A 15,448-nucleotide genomic window follows, 5' to 3' on the forward strand; every position below is an offset into this window, starting at 1 on the left:
CGTGGCCAACGTCAAACGCGCGCCGCGCGCAGCCTCTCCTGAAAATAGGCCACCCCCTGTTCGTGCCGGGGCGAGAGGGGCCCGGCACGGTAGCCACCACTCGCGTAGTTTTTCTGCGTCTCAATGCACACCTCGAAATCTTCGCGCACGACCTGCATGTTGTCCTCGATGGTCTGCGCACGCGCGTTTGCCGTCGCTTCGGATGTATCGGCGAAATAGAAGTTATAGATCAATTCAGTGCGCTGGTGGTCGATAGGATTGATGCGCGACGTGTTCATACCGCCGTTGAACAGCGACAGCGTCCAGTTGGGCCACATCCACATCCATTTACCACGGTAAAACAGCCCCTCACGCGGCGGCGCGGTCATGCGCACCATGCCGTCCAGCGCCACTGTCTCGAACGCCTCGAACTCGATCGAGCGGTGAAATTCGGGGTGGATGCCGGGGATATGATAGCCCTCGACGAAATTGTCGGTGTAGATTTTCCAGTTGGCATCAAAGATCAGGCGTTCTTGGTGAACCCACTGAAAGTTTTCAATGGGCTCACCCTCCAGTTCGGCGGCGATATGGCCCAGCTGCGCCTCAAAGGATTGCTCGGGCGCGATGGCGACAAACAGAAGGCCGCGCCAGATATGCCACTCAACCCGGTCCAGCGCCCATTCGCTTTTGTCGAAATCAGCGTCGTCACCCCAGAACGGCACGTTCAGCAACGATCCGTCCTCGCCCCAGACCCATTGGTGATAGGGGCATCGGATGGTGTTGCAGCGCCCGGACCCTTCGGGCAGCAGGCGTGCGCCGCGGTGGCGACAGACGTTGCGGTAGGCCTTGATGCCGTCGCGCGTGCGCAGGGCGAAGGCTTTCTGGCCTGCGATTTCGGTCGCGATGTAATCGCCCCGCTCGGCCAGCTGCGATGCAGGGCCGATCAACTGCCAAGTCGCGCTGAAGATCCGCTGCACATCCTCGGCGTGAATGTCGGGCGACGTGTAGTTAACGGGATCGAGATTGCGCATGGCGGCACCTGACTGTGCGTGGATCGCCAGAACGCTAGGCTACGACATGCGCCCCGGTCAAGCGTCGCTCAGCGCCGTGCTGCCATACCCCACAACACCGCCAGCCCCAGCGAGGCCAGCATGTTCCAGCTGGCCATCGACAGGCCGGCCATTTGCCACGCGACCTGATCGCACATGACCACACCCAAGGGGCCATCCAAGCTGAGCAGGTCTGCGCCTGACCCTGTGGTAAGGCTGCTGCCGGTGCAGGATGTCGGCCCCTGCCACCAGCCACGCTCGACCCCGGTATGGTAGGCGGCGATGCCCGCGCTGGTCAGCGCTGCCAGCATTCCCAGCCACGGCATAAAGCGACCATGCGACCAACGCCCAAGCGCCAGGGCGAACAGGCCAATCAGCGCGGCAGCGACATGCGGCCAGCGTTGCCACAGGCACAACTGGCACGGGGCCAGCCCGCCGATATGCTGGAACGCGTAGGCGCCTGCCAGAAGCGCAACCGACCCGAGGGCGGCGAGGGCGATATATGCGTTGCGGCTCATGTCTAGAGCACCTTTACCAAGAGGAACCCGCCGACGAGACAGGCAAAGAACAGCACGAACATCAGGCCCAGCCGCCGCTCGACGAAATTGCGAACCGGCGCACCGAACCGCCAGAGCAACGCAGCAACGATAAAGAACCGCAGCCCCCGCGCAAGAATCGAGGTTGCGATGAAGGTGGCCAACGGCATCCCCGTCCAGCCCGACATGATGGTGATGACCTTGTAGGGAAAGGGCGTGACCCCCGCCATCAAAACGGCCCAGAAACCCAGATCGTTGAACCGCTCGCTGAATTCGGCCATGGCGTCCGCCTTGCCCAAAGATTGCAGGATGGGTTGGCCCAGTTGCTCGAACGCCAGCGCACCGATGGCATAGCCTGCCATGCCGCCCAGCACCGATGCCAACATGGCGACGCCCGCGATCAGCCACGCGCGCGACGGGCGCGCAATTATCATCGGGATCATCAGCACGTCGGGCGGGATGGGAAAGACCGAGCTTTCGACAAAGGCGACCAGCGCCAGCAGCCACAATGCATGAGGATGTTCGGCCATAGCGATGGTGCGGTCATAAAGGCGTCTGATCATTTGCGTTGGGCGCTCCGGCTATGGTCGATTGGCTCAGACCACGGCAGGGCAGGGCCGGTCAAGCCCTGACGCCGCTTTGACAGTGCCGCGCGGCGCGCGATGAAAAAATGCAACCCACGCGCAGGCAGGGCTGGACGCGCTGGCGCGCATTCGCTAGACGTCTGCCCCAGTGCGCCCAAGTGGCGGAATGGTAGACGCAGGGGATTCAAAATCCCCCGCCGCAAGGCGTGCCGGTTCGAGTCCGGCCTTGGGTACCAAGCGCACTTTTCACGAATCAGAGGCAGAAACCACGACCTGAATGGGCGTTGTCCGCCTCGATTTGAGTATTTTTGTTTCCTATATTGTGCCGATCCGGCCTTACGTCACTGATTGTTCTGATTTTGACGATCACCGTTAGCCATTAATTTTGCCGCTGTTGACGCGTTTCTCTCTCGTCTCGTCCTCGGGTCTGGTGGGGGTTGCTTGCTGATCACGGATTGTCGTTGGCATTTTGCAACGACCCTAGTTTGCGTTTTGGGGACCATCTTGGCTAAAAAAAGCCGATGATCCCGCCGCTGCGCTAGAACTGTTTCATTCCACGAAACAATCAACCATTGGCTTTATGCCACGCTTCCCATGCCTCGGGCGTGTCTAGGTCGGTCACGGCGCGCTTGCCCCGCAGGGGAACAGGCGCAAAGCCAATTTCTTTCAGCAATGGGCCAGCGCCATGATCGCCAGTGATCTGCGCGAGTTCATCAAAGAAACTGGCAGGGAAGAGCGTGGGATGGCCAGGTGTGCCGTCCTCGGCCACCGCGCGCAAAACTAGGTTTGGCTGGCGCAAATGCTCTTTGATCATGGTTGTCATGTCATCGGTTTCAATATCAGGCAGATCGGGCAGCAGGATCATCGCGGCGCTGGTTTCCTGCGGCAATGCAGCGATCCCGGCGCGGATCGAGGCGGCGAGGCCCTCTTGAGGCGCCTCGACTGGCACCAGTTGCACGGTCGTGCCACGTAGTGCTGCGATACGCGCGGGGCGATCCTGCCGTGTGGTGACGAAGACCGGCGCGCCTGTTGCCAACGCGCGTGTCACCTGACGCAACAGCAGCGGCTGGCCGTCGATATCCTCCATCAGCTTGTCGCGCCCACCCATGCGGGACGATGCACCAGCGGCGGGAATGAGGATTGCCAGCGTCATTCCAGCGTGCGGGCCAGCGCGCAGAATTGCTCCAGCCCGACGGTCTCGGCGCGGTCGGTGGGTTTTATGCCGGACGCGATCAGTCGGTCCTCGATATCGGGGGCAAGGCCCTTGAGCGCGGCGCGCAGCATCTTGCGCCGCTGATTAAAAGCCATAGCAACCGTGCGTTCCAGCAGCTTTGGCTGGGCTGGATAGCGCGGCTGGGGCAGGGCGGTCAGGTGGACCACCGCGCTCGATACCTTAGGCGGCGGGCTGAATGCTTCGGGCGGCAGGTGCATGACGATGCGTGCGTCCGCCCGCCATTGTGCCAGCAGCGCAAGGCGGCCATAGGCCTTCGAGCCGGGGATCGCCACGATCCGCTCGGCCACTTCGCGCTGAAACATGAGGGTCAGAGATTGCCAGAAGGGCGGCCATGAATCGGGCGTCAGCCAGCCCACCAGCAGTTCGGTTCCGACATTATAGGGCAGGTTGGCGGCGACGCGGATGGGTGGGGTGAGGTGCTGAAGGGGATCAAGTTTCAATGCATCGCCGATCATTACGGTCAGGCGACCGGGATAGGCGTCGGCGATCTCATCGAGCGCAGGCAGACAGCGAGGATCCTTTTCGATGGCCAGCACATGGCGCGCACCCTCGGCCAGCAGACCGCGTGTGAGGCCACCGGGGCCGGGGCCAATTTCCAGCACGTCACATGCGCTCAGATCACCGGCCTGCCGCGCAATCTTGGCAGTCAGGTTCAGATCCAGCAGGAAATTCTGGCCCAGCGACTTGCGGGCACTGAGGTCATGTGCCGCGATCACTGCGCGCAGCGGGGGCAGCGCGTCGATGCTCATGTCCGTGCTTCGGCCATGCGAGCGGCCATTTTTAGCGCCTCGATCAGCGAATTGGGGTTGGCTACGCCGCGCCCGGCGATATCCAGCGCCGTACCGTGATCGGGCGAGGTGCGCACGATGGGCAGGCCCAGTGTGACGTTGACGCCCCGGTCAAAATCCAGCGTCTTGATCGGGATGAGGGCCTGATCGTGATACATACAAATTGCTGCGTCATAAAGCGCGCGCGCGCCTGTGTGAAACATCGTGTCGGCGGAAATCGGGCCGGTCAGGTTCATTCCCTCGCTACGCAGCTCGGCGACGAGCGGCGCGATCAGGTCCAGCTCTTCGTGACCCATGTTGCCGCCTTCGCCTGCGTGTGGATTCAGTCCGGCAATGGCGATGCGCGGCGCCGGAATGGCGAAATCACGGATCAGTCCGGCATAGGTGATGCGGATTGTATCGCTCAGCAACTCGCGGGTCAGCGCGTCGGGCACGTCGCGCAGCGGCAGATGGATGGTGGCAGGCACGACGCGAAGTTGGTCGCTGGCCAGCATCATCACGACGCGCGGCGTGCCGGTCAGCGCGGCAAGATATTCGGTATGACCAGGATGGGCAAAGCCCGCGCCATCCTGCAACGCCTTTTTATTGATCGGCGCGGTGCAGAGGGCGGACGCCGCGCCCGATCGCACCAAATCAACTCCGCGCGCTATGGCGTCGATGACACCCTGAGCATGTGCCGGATTGGGTGTGCCGGGGGTCAGCGGTCCGGGCATGGGATGCGCCAGAACGGGCAGGCCAGCCGCGCCGGTGGCCTGATCCGGCCGCTCGATCATAGTCACGGGGCATCCCTGCGGCAGGTGCGACGGATCGCCGATCCAGAAAAAAGGCAGGGACGGTCCCAGCGCCTCCCACGCCTTTTGCGCCAGTTCGGGGCCGACGCCCGCAGGCTCACCGCAGCTGAGGGCGATGGCGCGCGCGGGCATCAGTATTCGATGATCCGCGCCTCGGATTTGAGCCGCTCGAGATAGCCATTGGCAAAGGATTCGAGGCGGCGCGCAGCGATCTGCTGTGACAGCTGCGCTGTGTCGTCCTGCGCAGCGGGCTCGCCGTCCGCAGACTCACCACCCTCGGTGGCCACAAGGGGGGCATCCGCGCCCGTCTCACTGCGCCCGCACATCATCAGCAGCACCAGCGTCTGACCGTTCGCGCGAGTCACGTCATAGGACACTTCGCCCGGATCAAGGCGCGACAGCGAAATGGCGATGTCGTTCGGGATCTCGCCCGGTGCCTTGGTGCCACGCTCCAGCACGCTGGGGGGCTGGCCGTATGCAATGCCGTAGAGGTCATCGCAGGTGTCGGTCTGTGCATCGATCTGCGCCGCGCGGCTTAGCGCTGCCTGCGTGCGACCGCCGGGGATGTAATAGGCGGCATATTCGATGGCGCTGTAGGAGGGCTGCGCCACGTCCGTCTCTTCGATGTCGCGCAGCTGGAACAGGGCGACCGCGCCGTCCAGCGGCAGCGGATCGGTCACTTCGCCCGGCGCGAGGCCCAATACCAGCGGGCGCAGGACCGGCGGCAGTTTGGTCACTGGTTGCCATGGCAGGTGCCCCCCCGCATCGCGCGTGGGCGTCGCCGAGAATTGCCGCGCCTGCGCGCTAAACGCCGAGGTCGATGTCAGGTCCGCGATTTCGCGGGCTTTTGCCATCACCTGCTGTTCGCCGCGGCCTTGAAAGGGGATGATAATCTCGGACAAGAGAACGCGCACGCCGGTCCCGTCCGTTATGGCGGCGCGGGCGCGGGCCAGATCGGCCTCGCTGACCTTAACTTGCGCGCCAAACCGTGTCTGCGTCACTTCGCGCCAGATCAGGCCCGAGCGGATGAAGGCGGCGAAGGTTTCCTCGGACACGCCACCGCGTTCCAGCAGGGCGATCATCTGATCGGCCTTGAGTTTGCCTTGGGCCGCAAAATTCTCCATCCCGGCGCGGATTTGCTCTTCGTCGACGGTGATGCCTTGGGCGTCGGCCGCCTCGGCCTTGAGCCGGTCCTCGATCAGCTGCTGACGTGCGAGGCGCGCAGGATCGGCGGGCGCGCGCAACAGCCTGAGAAGCTTGGTGCGCTGGTCCAGCTCATAGCGGGTGACGGCGGTGCCGTTAACCTTGACCACAGGGTCAAAGAGCCCCTGCGCATGGGCGATGCCTGGCACGGCCAGCGACAAGGCAAGGGCAAGGCTGAGCCCGCGAAAGGCAGAGGTGGCGGAGGTCGTAAGTGAGTTCATTTCTTGCATTCCCGAACATAGCTTTTGTCCTCGGCGCGGGCACTGAAGCCACGCAGGCCGACGGTCAGCGAAAAATCCGTCGACGGTTCAAGGATAGTGGAAGAGGTGAAGCGGCGCGAGGCCGAAAGCGTAACATCAACGCATTCATTCGTATAGGTCACGCCAACACCAGCGTTGACGCTGCGATCGCTGGCCATGTTGTAGCGCCATTCGGCGCTGCTGGTCCAGTGTCGCGACAGGCGGTAGGATCCGTCGATCGCAAATTCCGAGATCGTGCTGGACCGCTGCTCCTGCGGGTCCGCGCGCAACCAGATATAGGTCGCGCCCAGATCCAGCGCGGCGTTGCGCCAACTGGCGCGAGCCTCGGCCTTGGTGGTGTCGAACGCGCCGTCAAAGAGGCCGCGTGCGGCGAGGGTCAGTCCGTTTGCCGACGCGATCTGGCCAGCGATAAGAACGTCCGATGTTTTGCCGCGCAGGCCCGACGACAGCGAAAACGTCTGTCCGCCCGTCGCCTCGCGCTGGGTACGGTCGCGCACGATCTGGCCGAAGCTGAGCGTGCTGCGCAGCCCGCCCGGTGCGAAGCGCGTCCAGCTGATGCCATAAGCCGCACTCGCCCCCCGCTCGCGCCGATCGGCAGCGGCAAAGCGCGAAAGAGACAACAGGTTTCCCTCGTCGAATTCGGTGCGCGTGCTTTCGTCATTGGCGATATAGGGCGTGCTGCCGCCGATCCAGGCCAGCTGCATCAGTGGCTCGATCATGTGGACGGTGCCGCGCGCGGTGGTTTTTGCCAGCGGATAGCGTAGCGTCAGCGCGGCGCTGGGTGTTGCCTCGGTGATCTGACTGCGCGGCGTGGTGCCAGCGCCGCTTACGTTGATGTGATCCACCGCGACGCCGGTCTGAACCGCGGCGCGAACACCGCCGCCCAGCGTCCAACTGCGCAGCCAGTCGGCACTGGTGGTCAGGCGGGCGACATCGCGCCCGTCGGCAAAGAGGTCCACGTCCGGCCCGTCAGTGCGCAGCGAGGACGTGCGGTAGTGCCCATGCGCCTGAGCGGAAAACCGTAATTCGCCGCCTATGCGGGTGGGAAAGTACCGCTTTTCGTAGTCGAAATTGGCGACGCTGGTTGGCAGGGTCGTGTTGTCCTCGCTCGCGCGCAGAGTGTGAAAATATGTCAACGCGGCGTGTCGCCACTCATCCCGGCGAACCCGCTCGACCGAGATTTCGCTGTCGAGGCGATCCTTGTTCGAATAACCGTAATCAACCAGATAGGCGTCGTCCTTGACCGCCTCTATATGAAAGCGCAGCACGTAGTCCTGAGGCAGGGCGAACACACCACGCCCGAACACATAGGCGCGATTTTCGCGCCGGGCCAGATCGTCACGGCTGAGCGCGCCCTCGAATTCGATCCCGCCATTGGCGAACGCCTGGCGATAGCGGAACTCCAGCGTGCGCGTCTTGGTCGTGTAGTAGGGCGTCAGCTTCAGATCCTTGCTGTCGCCGATGCGGATGAAATAGGGCACCTTGACGCCGAACCCGAGCAGCGTCGAATTATAGAGCGATGGGGTCAGGAACCCGGTCAGCCGCGTCACCGTCGGATCGGGCAGGCGCAGGCGCGGAAAATAGGCGATAGGCACGTTCCCGACCCGGAACTGCGCGCCATCCAGAAATAGCTGCCGCGTCTCGGCGTCATGGATCACGCGGCGCGCGCGGATCTGCCACAGCGGCGCCTTGCCGTCGGCGCAGACTTGGCACGAGGTGACGGCTGCTTTGTAGAGCTGTGAATAGCGCCCATCCGTGCGGCTGACCTGATTGGCCGCCAGTTGCAGCTGGTCGTCCATCACGACGCGCGCGCCGGTCAGGATACCGTTTTTCAGATCGCGATCCAGTTCGGCGGCGTCCGCGAGAACGACGGTGTAGTTCCCGTCATATAGGGTCACCGGCCCGGTGATCACCAACCGGTCCGAGGTGCGGTCATAGGTGATGCGCTGCGCCTTGAGGCGCTGGCCGTCATAGACCGCCTCGACATTGCCGCTGGCGATTAGCGTCTTGTCGCCCTCGATCAGCACGTCGTCGGCAATCAGTAGCGCGGGGCCCGCGCCGCGCGCAGGCGGGCGGCGCACCTGCGCATCGAGCGCCGCGGGGGCGAGCGCTGTGGCGAGCAATGGCAGCAAGGCCAGAACCAAGGCAAAGGGGCGAAACCGCAATGTCATCCGTCCTCCATATGCAGCACGATGCCAAGTGCAAGCATCAATGACGCCACAGGCGGCGCCCAAGCCGCGAGGATGACAGGAATTTGTCCATTCTCGCCCAGCACTTGCGCGAAATTTCGGACATAATGCAGCGAAAAGCCCAGCATGATCGCAATCAGCACCGACACGCCAGTATTGGTGGTGCGCACATGGCGCAGGGTGAACGCGGCAGCGATCAACACCAGCGCCATGAGGAATATGGGACGCGCCAGCTCCATCTGGAACCAGACCGCGTAGCGGCGCGCGGAAAATCCCGCCGCCTCAAGCTGCGATATAAAGCGGGGTAAATCCCAGATTGGAATGTATTCCGGCTTGCCAAAGCTGTCGACGATGCCCTCGCGTGTCAGGGCGGACGGCACGGCCAGAAAATCCATCCGCTCGGCGCCCGCCTCTGGATTGATCTGGTCCGAGAGTTGCCAGCGCTTGACGTCCTGCAGTTCCCACTGGCCTATGCCCAACGTCGCGCGGCGCGCCGAGATGCGGCGGATCGGCTCGCCCTCGGGCGAGAATGAGATGAACGTTGCCTCATAGAGCGTTGATACGTCCGCACTGGCAGAAACCGCGTGGATCACGGTCTGGCCCCGCGCGCTGCCCTGACGCAGCCACAGACCCTCGGATGATAGCGCCAGGATGCTGGTGCCGTCGTCCCTATAGCTGGCGACAAGGTCATGGTAGCGCTTGGACGATGCGGCAACCATCGGGTTAAAGAGCGTGATCGACACCAATCCAACCAGCGCCGCCATCAGCACCGGCGCGCCGATTCCACGAATCCCCGACAGGCCCGACGCGCGCACAACCACCATCTCGGACGAGCGGGCAAGGCGCACGAACAGGGCGACAGAGGCGAGGATCATCACCAGTGGCAGTATCTCGTAATTGGCGTGAGGGATGTTCAGCAGCACGATCTCAGCCACGTCCCAGACGGGCAATTCGGGGAAATCCTGCAACTCATCGACCATGTCGATAAGGCCCAGCAGCACGACGAACACGAAGGAAATGCCGAGGTAGGTCCACAGGAATTTGCGCGCGAAATACCAATGCAAAGTCATGGTGCGATTGCCTCGCTCGACGCGCGCCGCATGCCGCGCAGACGGCGCAGAAGGCTTGGATTTGCAGCGGAGTAAAGCAGCAGCCACGCCAGCACGCAGCCCACCAGCCCCGGCAGGTAGAGCAACAACCACATGCCGGGCGCGGCCAGCACGGGCCCGGCGACGGCGCCCTCAATCAGTTTGACCCCGATCAGCAACACGAATGCAGTGACGATCTGCCGCCAGACGCCAAAGCGGCTGAAACCGCCCTGAAGCAGCGTGGCAAAGCCCACCAGCGCCGCCACAACGCACAGGATCGCCTGCGCGAACCGGGCGTGCAGCGCTGATACGGCAACGCCCAGAGTGACATTCGTGCGCTCAGCCACGGCGGCAGGATCGCGCAACAACTCGGGCGTGCTGGCAAAAGCGATCCGGTCCCGATTGAGCGCACTTTGCGACATGAGGCGGCTGATATCGTAGGAAAAATCGTCGAAATGGGTGGTGAACAGGCGCTGGCCGTCCTCCGCCACGTTCTGGGCGAGGCCATCCAGCATCACCAGCTTGGTCCCTCCGCCCTCCTGCACAAGATACGCCTTGGCCGAGGTGTAAGTCGTCGGCGCATCTGCCCGCCGTCGGTCCGACAGGAACACGTTGCGCAACTCGCCCTCGGGGGTGATCTGACGGATGTAGAAGGTGACACCTGAGGCCGGATGCAGGAATTCGCCCTCGGTAAGCAGCTTGGCGGTGATGTTGCCCGAAACTTGGGAGCGGCGCACTTCCAACTGCTCCAGGCTGAGCGGGATCAGCACATGCGTCAGCAGCGACATCATCGCGGCGACGATCAGGCCATAGTATAGAACGGGCCGCGCCATGCGCCACGGCGAATAGCCGGTGGCCTGCATCACGGTCAGTTCGCTTTCGGTCGACAGGCGATTGGTCACGTAAACCGCGCCAGCAAAGGCGGCGATGGGCAACACCCCACCGATCACGCCGGGCAGCGTGAGCGCAGTGAATTCGGCAAAGACCCAGGCCGACTGCCCGTCGCTAACGAGGCGGTCGAACATGCGCACGGCCTTGTTGATCCAAAAGATCGACACCAGCACCAGCGCGAAAAAGCCGAACATCACCATGAATTGCGACAGCATGTATCTGTCGAATCTGGCCACCTCATCCCCTCCGAAACACTATATTTCGCGGCAAGCTATCCCAATTGGCGACGCGGGAAAACTGTTAAAGCGGGGGCAGGGCCGTCATGCGCGCCATTGCACTTGGGCCGAAAATGGGCACAGTCCGGCCCAGACGTGAATTGAGTGCGCCGGGCCGCTTCGCGATCCGCCGCCGGACCATCAGGAGCCGCCAAATGACGACACCCGCATCCACCCAGATTATTGAGATCGACCTCGACGCCCTCGCCGACGTGACTGGCCGCATCGCCGTGCTGATCGGCAAGGACGGCAAGCTGGATTCAGGCGCGCGGCGCGTGAACAAGCTGACCAAGGGGGCGCTGGCCCGTATGATTGAGGCCGGCACGCTGGAAGACATGAAATCCGGTGACGTCAAGACGCTGGCATGGCCAACGGGCCTCAAGGCCGAGGCGGTCGATATTCTCTGCGTCGAGCGCGGTGCAAAAGAGGTCGAGGCACGCAAGGCTGGCGCGTCGCTTGGCAAGCTGTTGGACAAAAAGGGCATGACTGTGCTTGCCGCGCAAATCCGCCGGCCGGTCGATTTGATGATGGGGATCGCCTTGCGCGCTTATAGCTTTACTGCGCGCAAGACCGGCGATCAAAAGGCGGTGGGTGAGGTGACGCTGATGGTGTCGAAACCCGATGAGATCGAGGTCGAGGCAGAAGCGGCGCGCGCCGTGGTTGAGGGTGTCTTCTTTACCCGCGATCTGGTCAGCGAGCCTGCGAACCATCTGACGACGACCGAATTCGCCAAGCGAATCAAGGATATGGAGAAGCTGGGCCTCAAGATTACTGTGCTGGAGGAAGACAAGCTTGAAAGCCTCGGCATGGGGTGCCTGCTATGCGTGGGCCTCGGCAGTGCCAGCCCGACGAAAGTCGCGGTGATGGAGTGGATGGGCGGTGCCAAGGGCGACGCGCCGCTGGCGCTGGTCGGCAAGGGCGTCGTGTTCGACACTGGCGGAATCAGCCTGAAACCGGCAGCAGGCATGGAAGACATGACTATGGACATGGGCGGCGCGGGGGTTGTCGCGGGCGTCATGCGCACGCTGGCGCTGCGCAAGGCCAAGGGCAATGTCGTCGGCCTTGTCGGCTTGGTCGAAAACATGCCGTCCGAGCGCGCCACGCGCCCCGGCGATGTGGTCACATCGATGAAGGGCGACACGGTCGAGGTGATCAACACCGACGCCGAGGGGCGTTTGGTGCTGGCGGACGTGATGTGGTACGCGCAGGAAAACTACAAACCCCGCGCGATGATCGACCTCGCCACCCTGACGGGCGCCATAATCGTCGGGCTGGGGCATGAGAATGCTGGCGTTTTCAGCAATGATGACACGCTCACCCGCGACTTCCTCAAGGCGGCCGAGGCCGAGGGCGAAGGTGCATGGCGGATGCCGATGGGGCAAGCCTATGACGACGAATTAAAGAGCCAGATCGCCGATATGAAGAATGTCGGCGGGCGCCCCGGAGGCAGCATCACGGCCGCGCAGTTCCTCAAGCGGTTTGTGCAGGAGGACATGCCTTGGATGCATCTGGACATCGCCGGGGTTGCCTCGGTGAAATCCGATACCGCCTACGCGCCGAAGGGTGCAACCGGCTGGGGCGTAATGGCGCTGAACCGGCTTGTCGCGGACATGCTTGAGGGGGATTGATGGGCGCCGCCTATTTCTATCACCTGACGCGCGCGCCGCTCGAGGTCACCTTGGCCATGCTTTTGGACAAGGCGCGCGGCGCGGGCTGGCGAGTCGCTGTCAGAGGCGTTGATCCCGCGCAGATGGACAAGCTGGACGAGGCGCTATGGACGACGGGCGGCGATGAGTCGTTCCTGCCCCATGGCCGCGCGGGCCAGCCGTATGAGGCCGATCAGCCTATCCTGCTGACCACGCTGGCGGACATGCCCAATGGCGCAAGCTGCCTGATGACCGTCGCGGGTGCCGAGGTGGCGCCGGACGAGGTAAGCCGACTCGACCGGGTCTGCGTGATCTTTGACGGTAACGACGACGCTGCCGTCGCCCACGCGCGCACCCAGTGGAAGGCGCTGACCGATGCCGGCTGCACTGCGCAATACTGGTCCGAGGAGTCCGGTAAGTGGGAAAAGAAGGCCGAGAAGGAGGCTACCGGCTGACCATGGATTGGGACCGGGAACCTCCTTCGCGCGCTAGTCTTTGCGAAGCGGGATCTTGTCCTTGGTCATGTCATAGCTCCACGGCAGGTTGCTGTTTTTCCAGCCATCTTTCAGGCGCATCGGGCCGCGCGGGTCGTCCGTAAGCGTGCCGCCCTCGAACCCGTCGACAACCACATAGACTTGGCTAAGCCCCAGAGGCGCAAGCGCAGTGGCCGATGGCGCGCCGCGCGTGCCACCCGAGCGGCACATCACGATCACCGGCGCATCGTGGTCCAGGCCGCGCGCCTCGAGCGCCGCCGCGACACCTGCGGTAAAATCGGGATTCGAGCGCATGGCGAGGCGCGGCTTTTCCGGGTTCCAGGCGGCGGGGTCGACCAGCATGAAGGGCACATTGACGTCCACGACATCTGTCCAGCCGGTAAACATGATTTCGACCGGCTCGCGCACATCCACGAATAGCACGCCGTCGCCTTGCGCCTGTTTCATTTCGAACGCCTCGCGGGCGGTCAGGTAGAGGCCCCACTCGGTCTGGTGCTTGGGGTCTTGGGGCGCGTCTGCGGCCAAGCCGGGCGCGGCCAGACTGGCGGCGAGCAGGGCGACGGATAGCGTTTTGCGAAGCATGATATTTCCTTTAAACTGGGTCAGGTGCGATCAGAAAGACAGGACGCGGGCGTCCTTGGCCATCAGCCGCGCCGCCATATCGCCCGGCTTGGCCGCAGTGATGCCGTCCAGCAAAATGCCCGCATCGCCGCCCTTGCCGGGCAGGTATAGTGCGCAGACCTCGACCATACCTCCGGCCTCAATGATCTTTTGCATCAGGGCCTGCGGACTCATTCCCATTGGCGGCTGCGCGGTGGTCGCCGTATCGGGTGCGTCCTTGAGCGCGATATCACCGCCCGGACCGCAAAGCAGCATGTGTGCAGTCGCGCCCGCGCGTAGCGATTCCATGGTCAGCACCATGCCCATCAACTGGGTCTGTGGATTTTCGCTGGTAATGACTGTGACCAGATTGTTGTGCGCGTCCTGCGCATTGGCGGACAGGGCAGTCACGGACAGCGCCGTGGCGGTGCAGAGGGCGAGTGCGGGCAAAAGGCGCATGGGAGGTCTCCTTGGATAAAACGCGTCTGAGGATCACGCTAAGGAAGGCAGCGAACGCGGCATTGATTTCGGTCAACCCCATCCTGTGGTGAGATGACGCAGACGATCAGCGCTCCAGAACCAGCTTGCCACCTGTGATATGCACGCTTGTAAACCGCTCCAGATAGCCCATTCCCAGCAGAGATTCGCGTAGTTCGCCCGAATTGACCACGGCGCGCACTCCACGATCGCTGATGCTGCCGACGGTGAGGGTCTCCAGCCGCACCGGTGCGGTGCGCACGATGCCGTTGGCAGTGGTGGCCTGCCCGGTAAAGTTCAGATCATCGGGATGCAGCCCGGCTGCAATCGCATCCTCGCGACTGAGCACGATGTCGCTGGCCCCGGTATCGACAACAAAGCGCACGGGCGCGCCATTGACCTCGGCAGCGAGGTAGTAATGCCCGTCAGGCGCGCGGGGCAGTTCGATCCGGCCCTGATCGGCGCTGATGGATTGGCGCGGCGCGACGGTGGCGCGGATATCGTCCCAGAGGCCGATTGCCGCAATAACGCCGATGAATATCAGACCCCAGACCGCCGCGTGCTGCGCCGTCTTGCCCAGTGAATTGCGGTTGGCGGCAAAGAACCAGATCATAACCGCGCAGCCCAGCACGATCAGATAGATGAGGTTCGCAGTGTCGACAGTATCGCTCATGATACCAAGATAAGGTGCGCAGCGCACATGCGCCAGATCATCCGATCATGCCAGATCATCCGATCATGATAGTGTCGCGCAGTCCATCCAGCACAAATTGAACTGCCAGCGCGGCCAGCAACATGCCCAGAACGCGCGTAACCACGCTGATGCCGGTCTTGCCCAACGCGTGCTCCAGCATGCCCGCGCTCAGGAAAGACAGATAGACCATAAACATCACGAACAGCATCATGCCCAGCACCCAGGTCAAGCCCAAATAGCCTGAATGTTCGCCGGTCAGCAGGATGACGGTGGCAATGGCGCCGGGGCCTGCAATCAGCGGAATCGCCAATGGGAAAATTGACGGATCCTCGTGATCATCCTGCTCGACCTGGCCCTCGCGCCGCTTGGTGCGCCGTTCAAACAGCATGTCGAGCGCGGTCAGGAACAGCAGCACACCACCGGCGATGCGAAAGGCGGGCATGGAAATACCGATAAAACCCAGCACCGCCTCGCCGAACGCGCCGAACAGGCACAAGAGCGCGGCGGCCGTCAGGCACGAATGCAGCGCGATGGTGCGGCGCCTCGACGCTGGCATGCCACGCGTCATTGCCAGAAACAGCGGGACCAGCGCGAAGGGGTCCAGCACGATGAAAAGTGCGGCGAATGTCGTGATCAGCGTGGCGGTTTCCATGAGAGTCCTTTTCGGTGC

General features: G+C 63.2%; 16 protein-coding genes and 1 tRNA gene. 3 read left to right on the top strand and 14 right to left on the bottom strand.

What is annotated here, in order from left to right:
- Positions 1–11 precede the first annotated feature (11 nt).
- The 3 genes from U3654_RS07180 to U3654_RS07190 form a co-directional block, all read right to left on the bottom strand.
- Positions 12–1,010, bottom strand: a complete 999-nt coding sequence (locus tag U3654_RS07180) for an aromatic ring-hydroxylating dioxygenase subunit alpha (RefSeq protein ID WP_324754656.1) — start codon at positions 1,008–1,010, stop codon at positions 12–14.
- 68 nt (positions 1,011–1,078) lie between these two features.
- On the bottom strand, positions 1,079–1,546 hold the full coding sequence (locus tag U3654_RS07185) for a disulfide bond formation protein B (protein WP_324754657.1): 468 nt from the start codon (positions 1,544–1,546) through the stop codon (positions 1,079–1,081).
- A 2-nt stretch (positions 1,547–1,548) separates the two neighbouring features.
- Positions 1,549–2,127: a YqaA family protein gene (locus U3654_RS07190; RefSeq protein ID WP_324754658.1), complete on the bottom strand. Its 579-nt coding sequence runs from the start codon at positions 2,125–2,127 to the stop codon at positions 1,549–1,551.
- A 173-nt stretch (positions 2,128–2,300) separates the two neighbouring features.
- Between U3654_RS07190 and U3654_RS07195 the strand changes: the two genes are divergently transcribed.
- Positions 2,301–2,384: transfer RNA gene (locus U3654_RS07195), tRNA-Leu, on the top strand.
- A gap of 329 nt (positions 2,385–2,713) precedes the next feature.
- On the opposite strand, the gene U3654_RS07200 is transcribed toward U3654_RS07195, so the two are convergent.
- The 7 genes from U3654_RS07200 to lptF are packed head-to-tail and all read right to left on the bottom strand — an operon-like array spanning position 2,714 to position 10,807.
- Positions 2,714–3,301, bottom strand: a complete 588-nt coding sequence (locus tag U3654_RS07200) for a nucleotidyltransferase family protein (protein WP_324754659.1) — start codon at positions 3,299–3,301, stop codon at positions 2,714–2,716.
- Positions 3,298–4,131 (bottom strand): 16S rRNA (adenine(1518)-N(6)/adenine(1519)-N(6))-dimethyltransferase RsmA, encoded by an 834-nt coding sequence (rsmA, locus tag U3654_RS07205; RefSeq protein WP_324754660.1) that lies wholly within the window; start codon positions 4,129–4,131, stop codon positions 3,298–3,300. The genes U3654_RS07200 and rsmA overlap by 4 nt, the downstream gene beginning before the upstream one ends.
- Entirely contained in the window at positions 4,128–5,093 is a 966-nt protein-coding gene (gene pdxA, locus U3654_RS07210; RefSeq protein WP_324754661.1) for a 4-hydroxythreonine-4-phosphate dehydrogenase PdxA, read from the bottom strand. Before pdxA ends, rsmA begins: the two co-directional genes overlap by 4 nt.
- Entirely contained in the window at positions 5,093–6,385 is a 1,293-nt protein-coding gene (locus U3654_RS07215) for a peptidylprolyl isomerase (protein ID WP_324754662.1), read from the bottom strand. Before U3654_RS07215 ends, pdxA begins: the two co-directional genes overlap by 1 nt.
- Positions 6,382–8,595 (bottom strand): LPS-assembly protein LptD, encoded by a 2,214-nt coding sequence (locus U3654_RS07220; protein WP_324754663.1) that lies wholly within the window; start codon positions 8,593–8,595, stop codon positions 6,382–6,384. The genes U3654_RS07215 and U3654_RS07220 overlap by 4 nt, the downstream gene beginning before the upstream one ends.
- A complete protein-coding gene (gene lptG / locus U3654_RS07225) occupies positions 8,592–9,683 on the bottom strand; it encodes an LPS export ABC transporter permease LptG (protein WP_324754664.1) in 1,092 nt (363 codons plus the stop codon). Before lptG ends, U3654_RS07220 begins: the two co-directional genes overlap by 4 nt.
- Positions 9,680–10,807, bottom strand: coding sequence for an LPS export ABC transporter permease LptF (gene lptF, locus U3654_RS07230; protein ID WP_324755246.1), 1,128 nt, complete (start codon positions 10,805–10,807; stop codon positions 9,680–9,682). The genes lptG and lptF overlap by 4 nt, the downstream gene beginning before the upstream one ends.
- Before the next feature lie 215 nt (positions 10,808–11,022).
- Here lptF and U3654_RS07235 point away from each other — a divergent pair, with 215 nt between their 5' ends.
- Positions 11,023–12,495, top strand: a complete 1,473-nt coding sequence (locus U3654_RS07235) for a leucyl aminopeptidase (RefSeq protein WP_324754665.1) — start codon at positions 11,023–11,025, stop codon at positions 12,493–12,495.
- On the top strand, positions 12,495–12,968 hold the full coding sequence (locus tag U3654_RS07240) for a DNA polymerase III subunit chi (RefSeq protein WP_324754666.1): 474 nt from the start codon (positions 12,495–12,497) through the stop codon (positions 12,966–12,968). Before U3654_RS07235 ends, U3654_RS07240 begins: the two co-directional genes overlap by 1 nt.
- Positions 12,969–13,001: 33 nt before the next feature.
- On the opposite strand, the gene U3654_RS07245 is transcribed toward U3654_RS07240, so the two are convergent.
- From U3654_RS07245 to U3654_RS07260, 4 genes are all read right to left on the bottom strand, one after another.
- A complete protein-coding gene (locus U3654_RS07245) occupies positions 13,002–13,589 on the bottom strand; it encodes a rhodanese-like domain-containing protein (RefSeq protein ID WP_324754667.1) in 588 nt (195 codons plus the stop codon).
- 30 nt (positions 13,590–13,619) lie between these two features.
- The gene (locus U3654_RS07250) at positions 13,620–14,066 is read right to left on the bottom strand and encodes a hypothetical protein (protein WP_324754668.1); all 447 of its coding nucleotides are present in this window, start codon (positions 14,064–14,066) and stop codon (positions 13,620–13,622) included.
- Positions 14,067–14,172: 106 nt separating this feature from the next.
- Positions 14,173–14,757 (bottom strand): retropepsin-like aspartic protease family protein, encoded by a 585-nt coding sequence (locus tag U3654_RS07255; protein WP_324754669.1) that lies wholly within the window; start codon positions 14,755–14,757, stop codon positions 14,173–14,175.
- 55 nt (positions 14,758–14,812) lie between these two features.
- Positions 14,813–15,430, bottom strand: a complete 618-nt coding sequence (locus U3654_RS07260) for a MarC family protein (protein WP_324754670.1) — start codon at positions 15,428–15,430, stop codon at positions 14,813–14,815.
- Positions 15,431–15,448: the final 18 nt, after the last annotated feature.

Origin of the sequence: Roseovarius sp. Pro17, from assembly GCF_035599575.1 — a bacterium.
In the GTDB taxonomy this organism is placed as follows: domain Bacteria; phylum Pseudomonadota; class Alphaproteobacteria; order Rhodobacterales; family Rhodobacteraceae; genus Roseovarius.

What these genes read in the sequence shown, in the direction of transcription:
- U3654_RS07200 (WP_324754659.1), bottom strand. Translation starts at nt 3,301, where the DNA reads ATGACGCTGGCAATCCTCATTCCCGCCGCTGGTGCATCGTCCCGCATG.
- U3654_RS07185 (WP_324754657.1), bottom strand. Translation starts at nt 1,546, where the DNA reads ATGAGCCGCAACGCATATATCGCCCTCGCCGCCCTCGGGTCGGTTGCG.
- U3654_RS07245 (WP_324754667.1), bottom strand. Translation starts at nt 13,589, where the DNA reads ATGCTTCGCAAAACGCTATCCGTCGCCCTGCTCGCCGCCAGTCTGGCC.
- U3654_RS07240 (WP_324754666.1), top strand. Translation starts at nt 12,495, where the DNA reads ATGGGCGCCGCCTATTTCTATCACCTGACGCGCGCGCCGCTCGAGGTC.
- U3654_RS07220 (WP_324754663.1), bottom strand. Translation starts at nt 8,595, where the DNA reads ATGACATTGCGGTTTCGCCCCTTTGCCTTGGTTCTGGCCTTGCTGCCA.
- U3654_RS07255 (WP_324754669.1), bottom strand. Translation starts at nt 14,757, where the DNA reads ATGAGCGATACTGTCGACACTGCGAACCTCATCTATCTGATCGTGCTG.
- U3654_RS07235 (WP_324754665.1), top strand. Translation starts at nt 11,023, where the DNA reads ATGACGACACCCGCATCCACCCAGATTATTGAGATCGACCTCGACGCC.
- U3654_RS07215 (WP_324754662.1), bottom strand. Translation starts at nt 6,385, where the DNA reads ATGAACTCACTTACGACCTCCGCCACCTCTGCCTTTCGCGGGCTCAGC.
- lptF (WP_324755246.1), bottom strand. Translation starts at nt 10,807, where the DNA reads ATGCTGTCGCAATTCATGGTGATGTTCGGCTTTTTCGCGCTGGTGCTG.
- U3654_RS07260 (WP_324754670.1), bottom strand. Translation starts at nt 15,430, where the DNA reads ATGGAAACCGCCACGCTGATCACGACATTCGCCGCACTTTTCATCGTG.
- rsmA (WP_324754660.1), bottom strand. Translation starts at nt 4,131, where the DNA reads ATGAGCATCGACGCGCTGCCCCCGCTGCGCGCAGTGATCGCGGCACAT.
- U3654_RS07180 (WP_324754656.1), bottom strand. Translation starts at nt 1,010, where the DNA reads ATGCGCAATCTCGATCCCGTTAACTACACGTCGCCCGACATTCACGCC.
- U3654_RS07190 (WP_324754658.1), bottom strand. Translation starts at nt 2,127, where the DNA reads ATGATCAGACGCCTTTATGACCGCACCATCGCTATGGCCGAACATCCT.
- pdxA (WP_324754661.1), bottom strand. Translation starts at nt 5,093, where the DNA reads ATGCCCGCGCGCGCCATCGCCCTCAGCTGCGGTGAGCCTGCGGGCGTC.
- U3654_RS07250 (WP_324754668.1), bottom strand. Translation starts at nt 14,066, where the DNA reads ATGCGCCTTTTGCCCGCACTCGCCCTCTGCACCGCCACGGCGCTGTCC.
- lptG (WP_324754664.1), bottom strand. Translation starts at nt 9,683, where the DNA reads ATGACTTTGCATTGGTATTTCGCGCGCAAATTCCTGTGGACCTACCTC.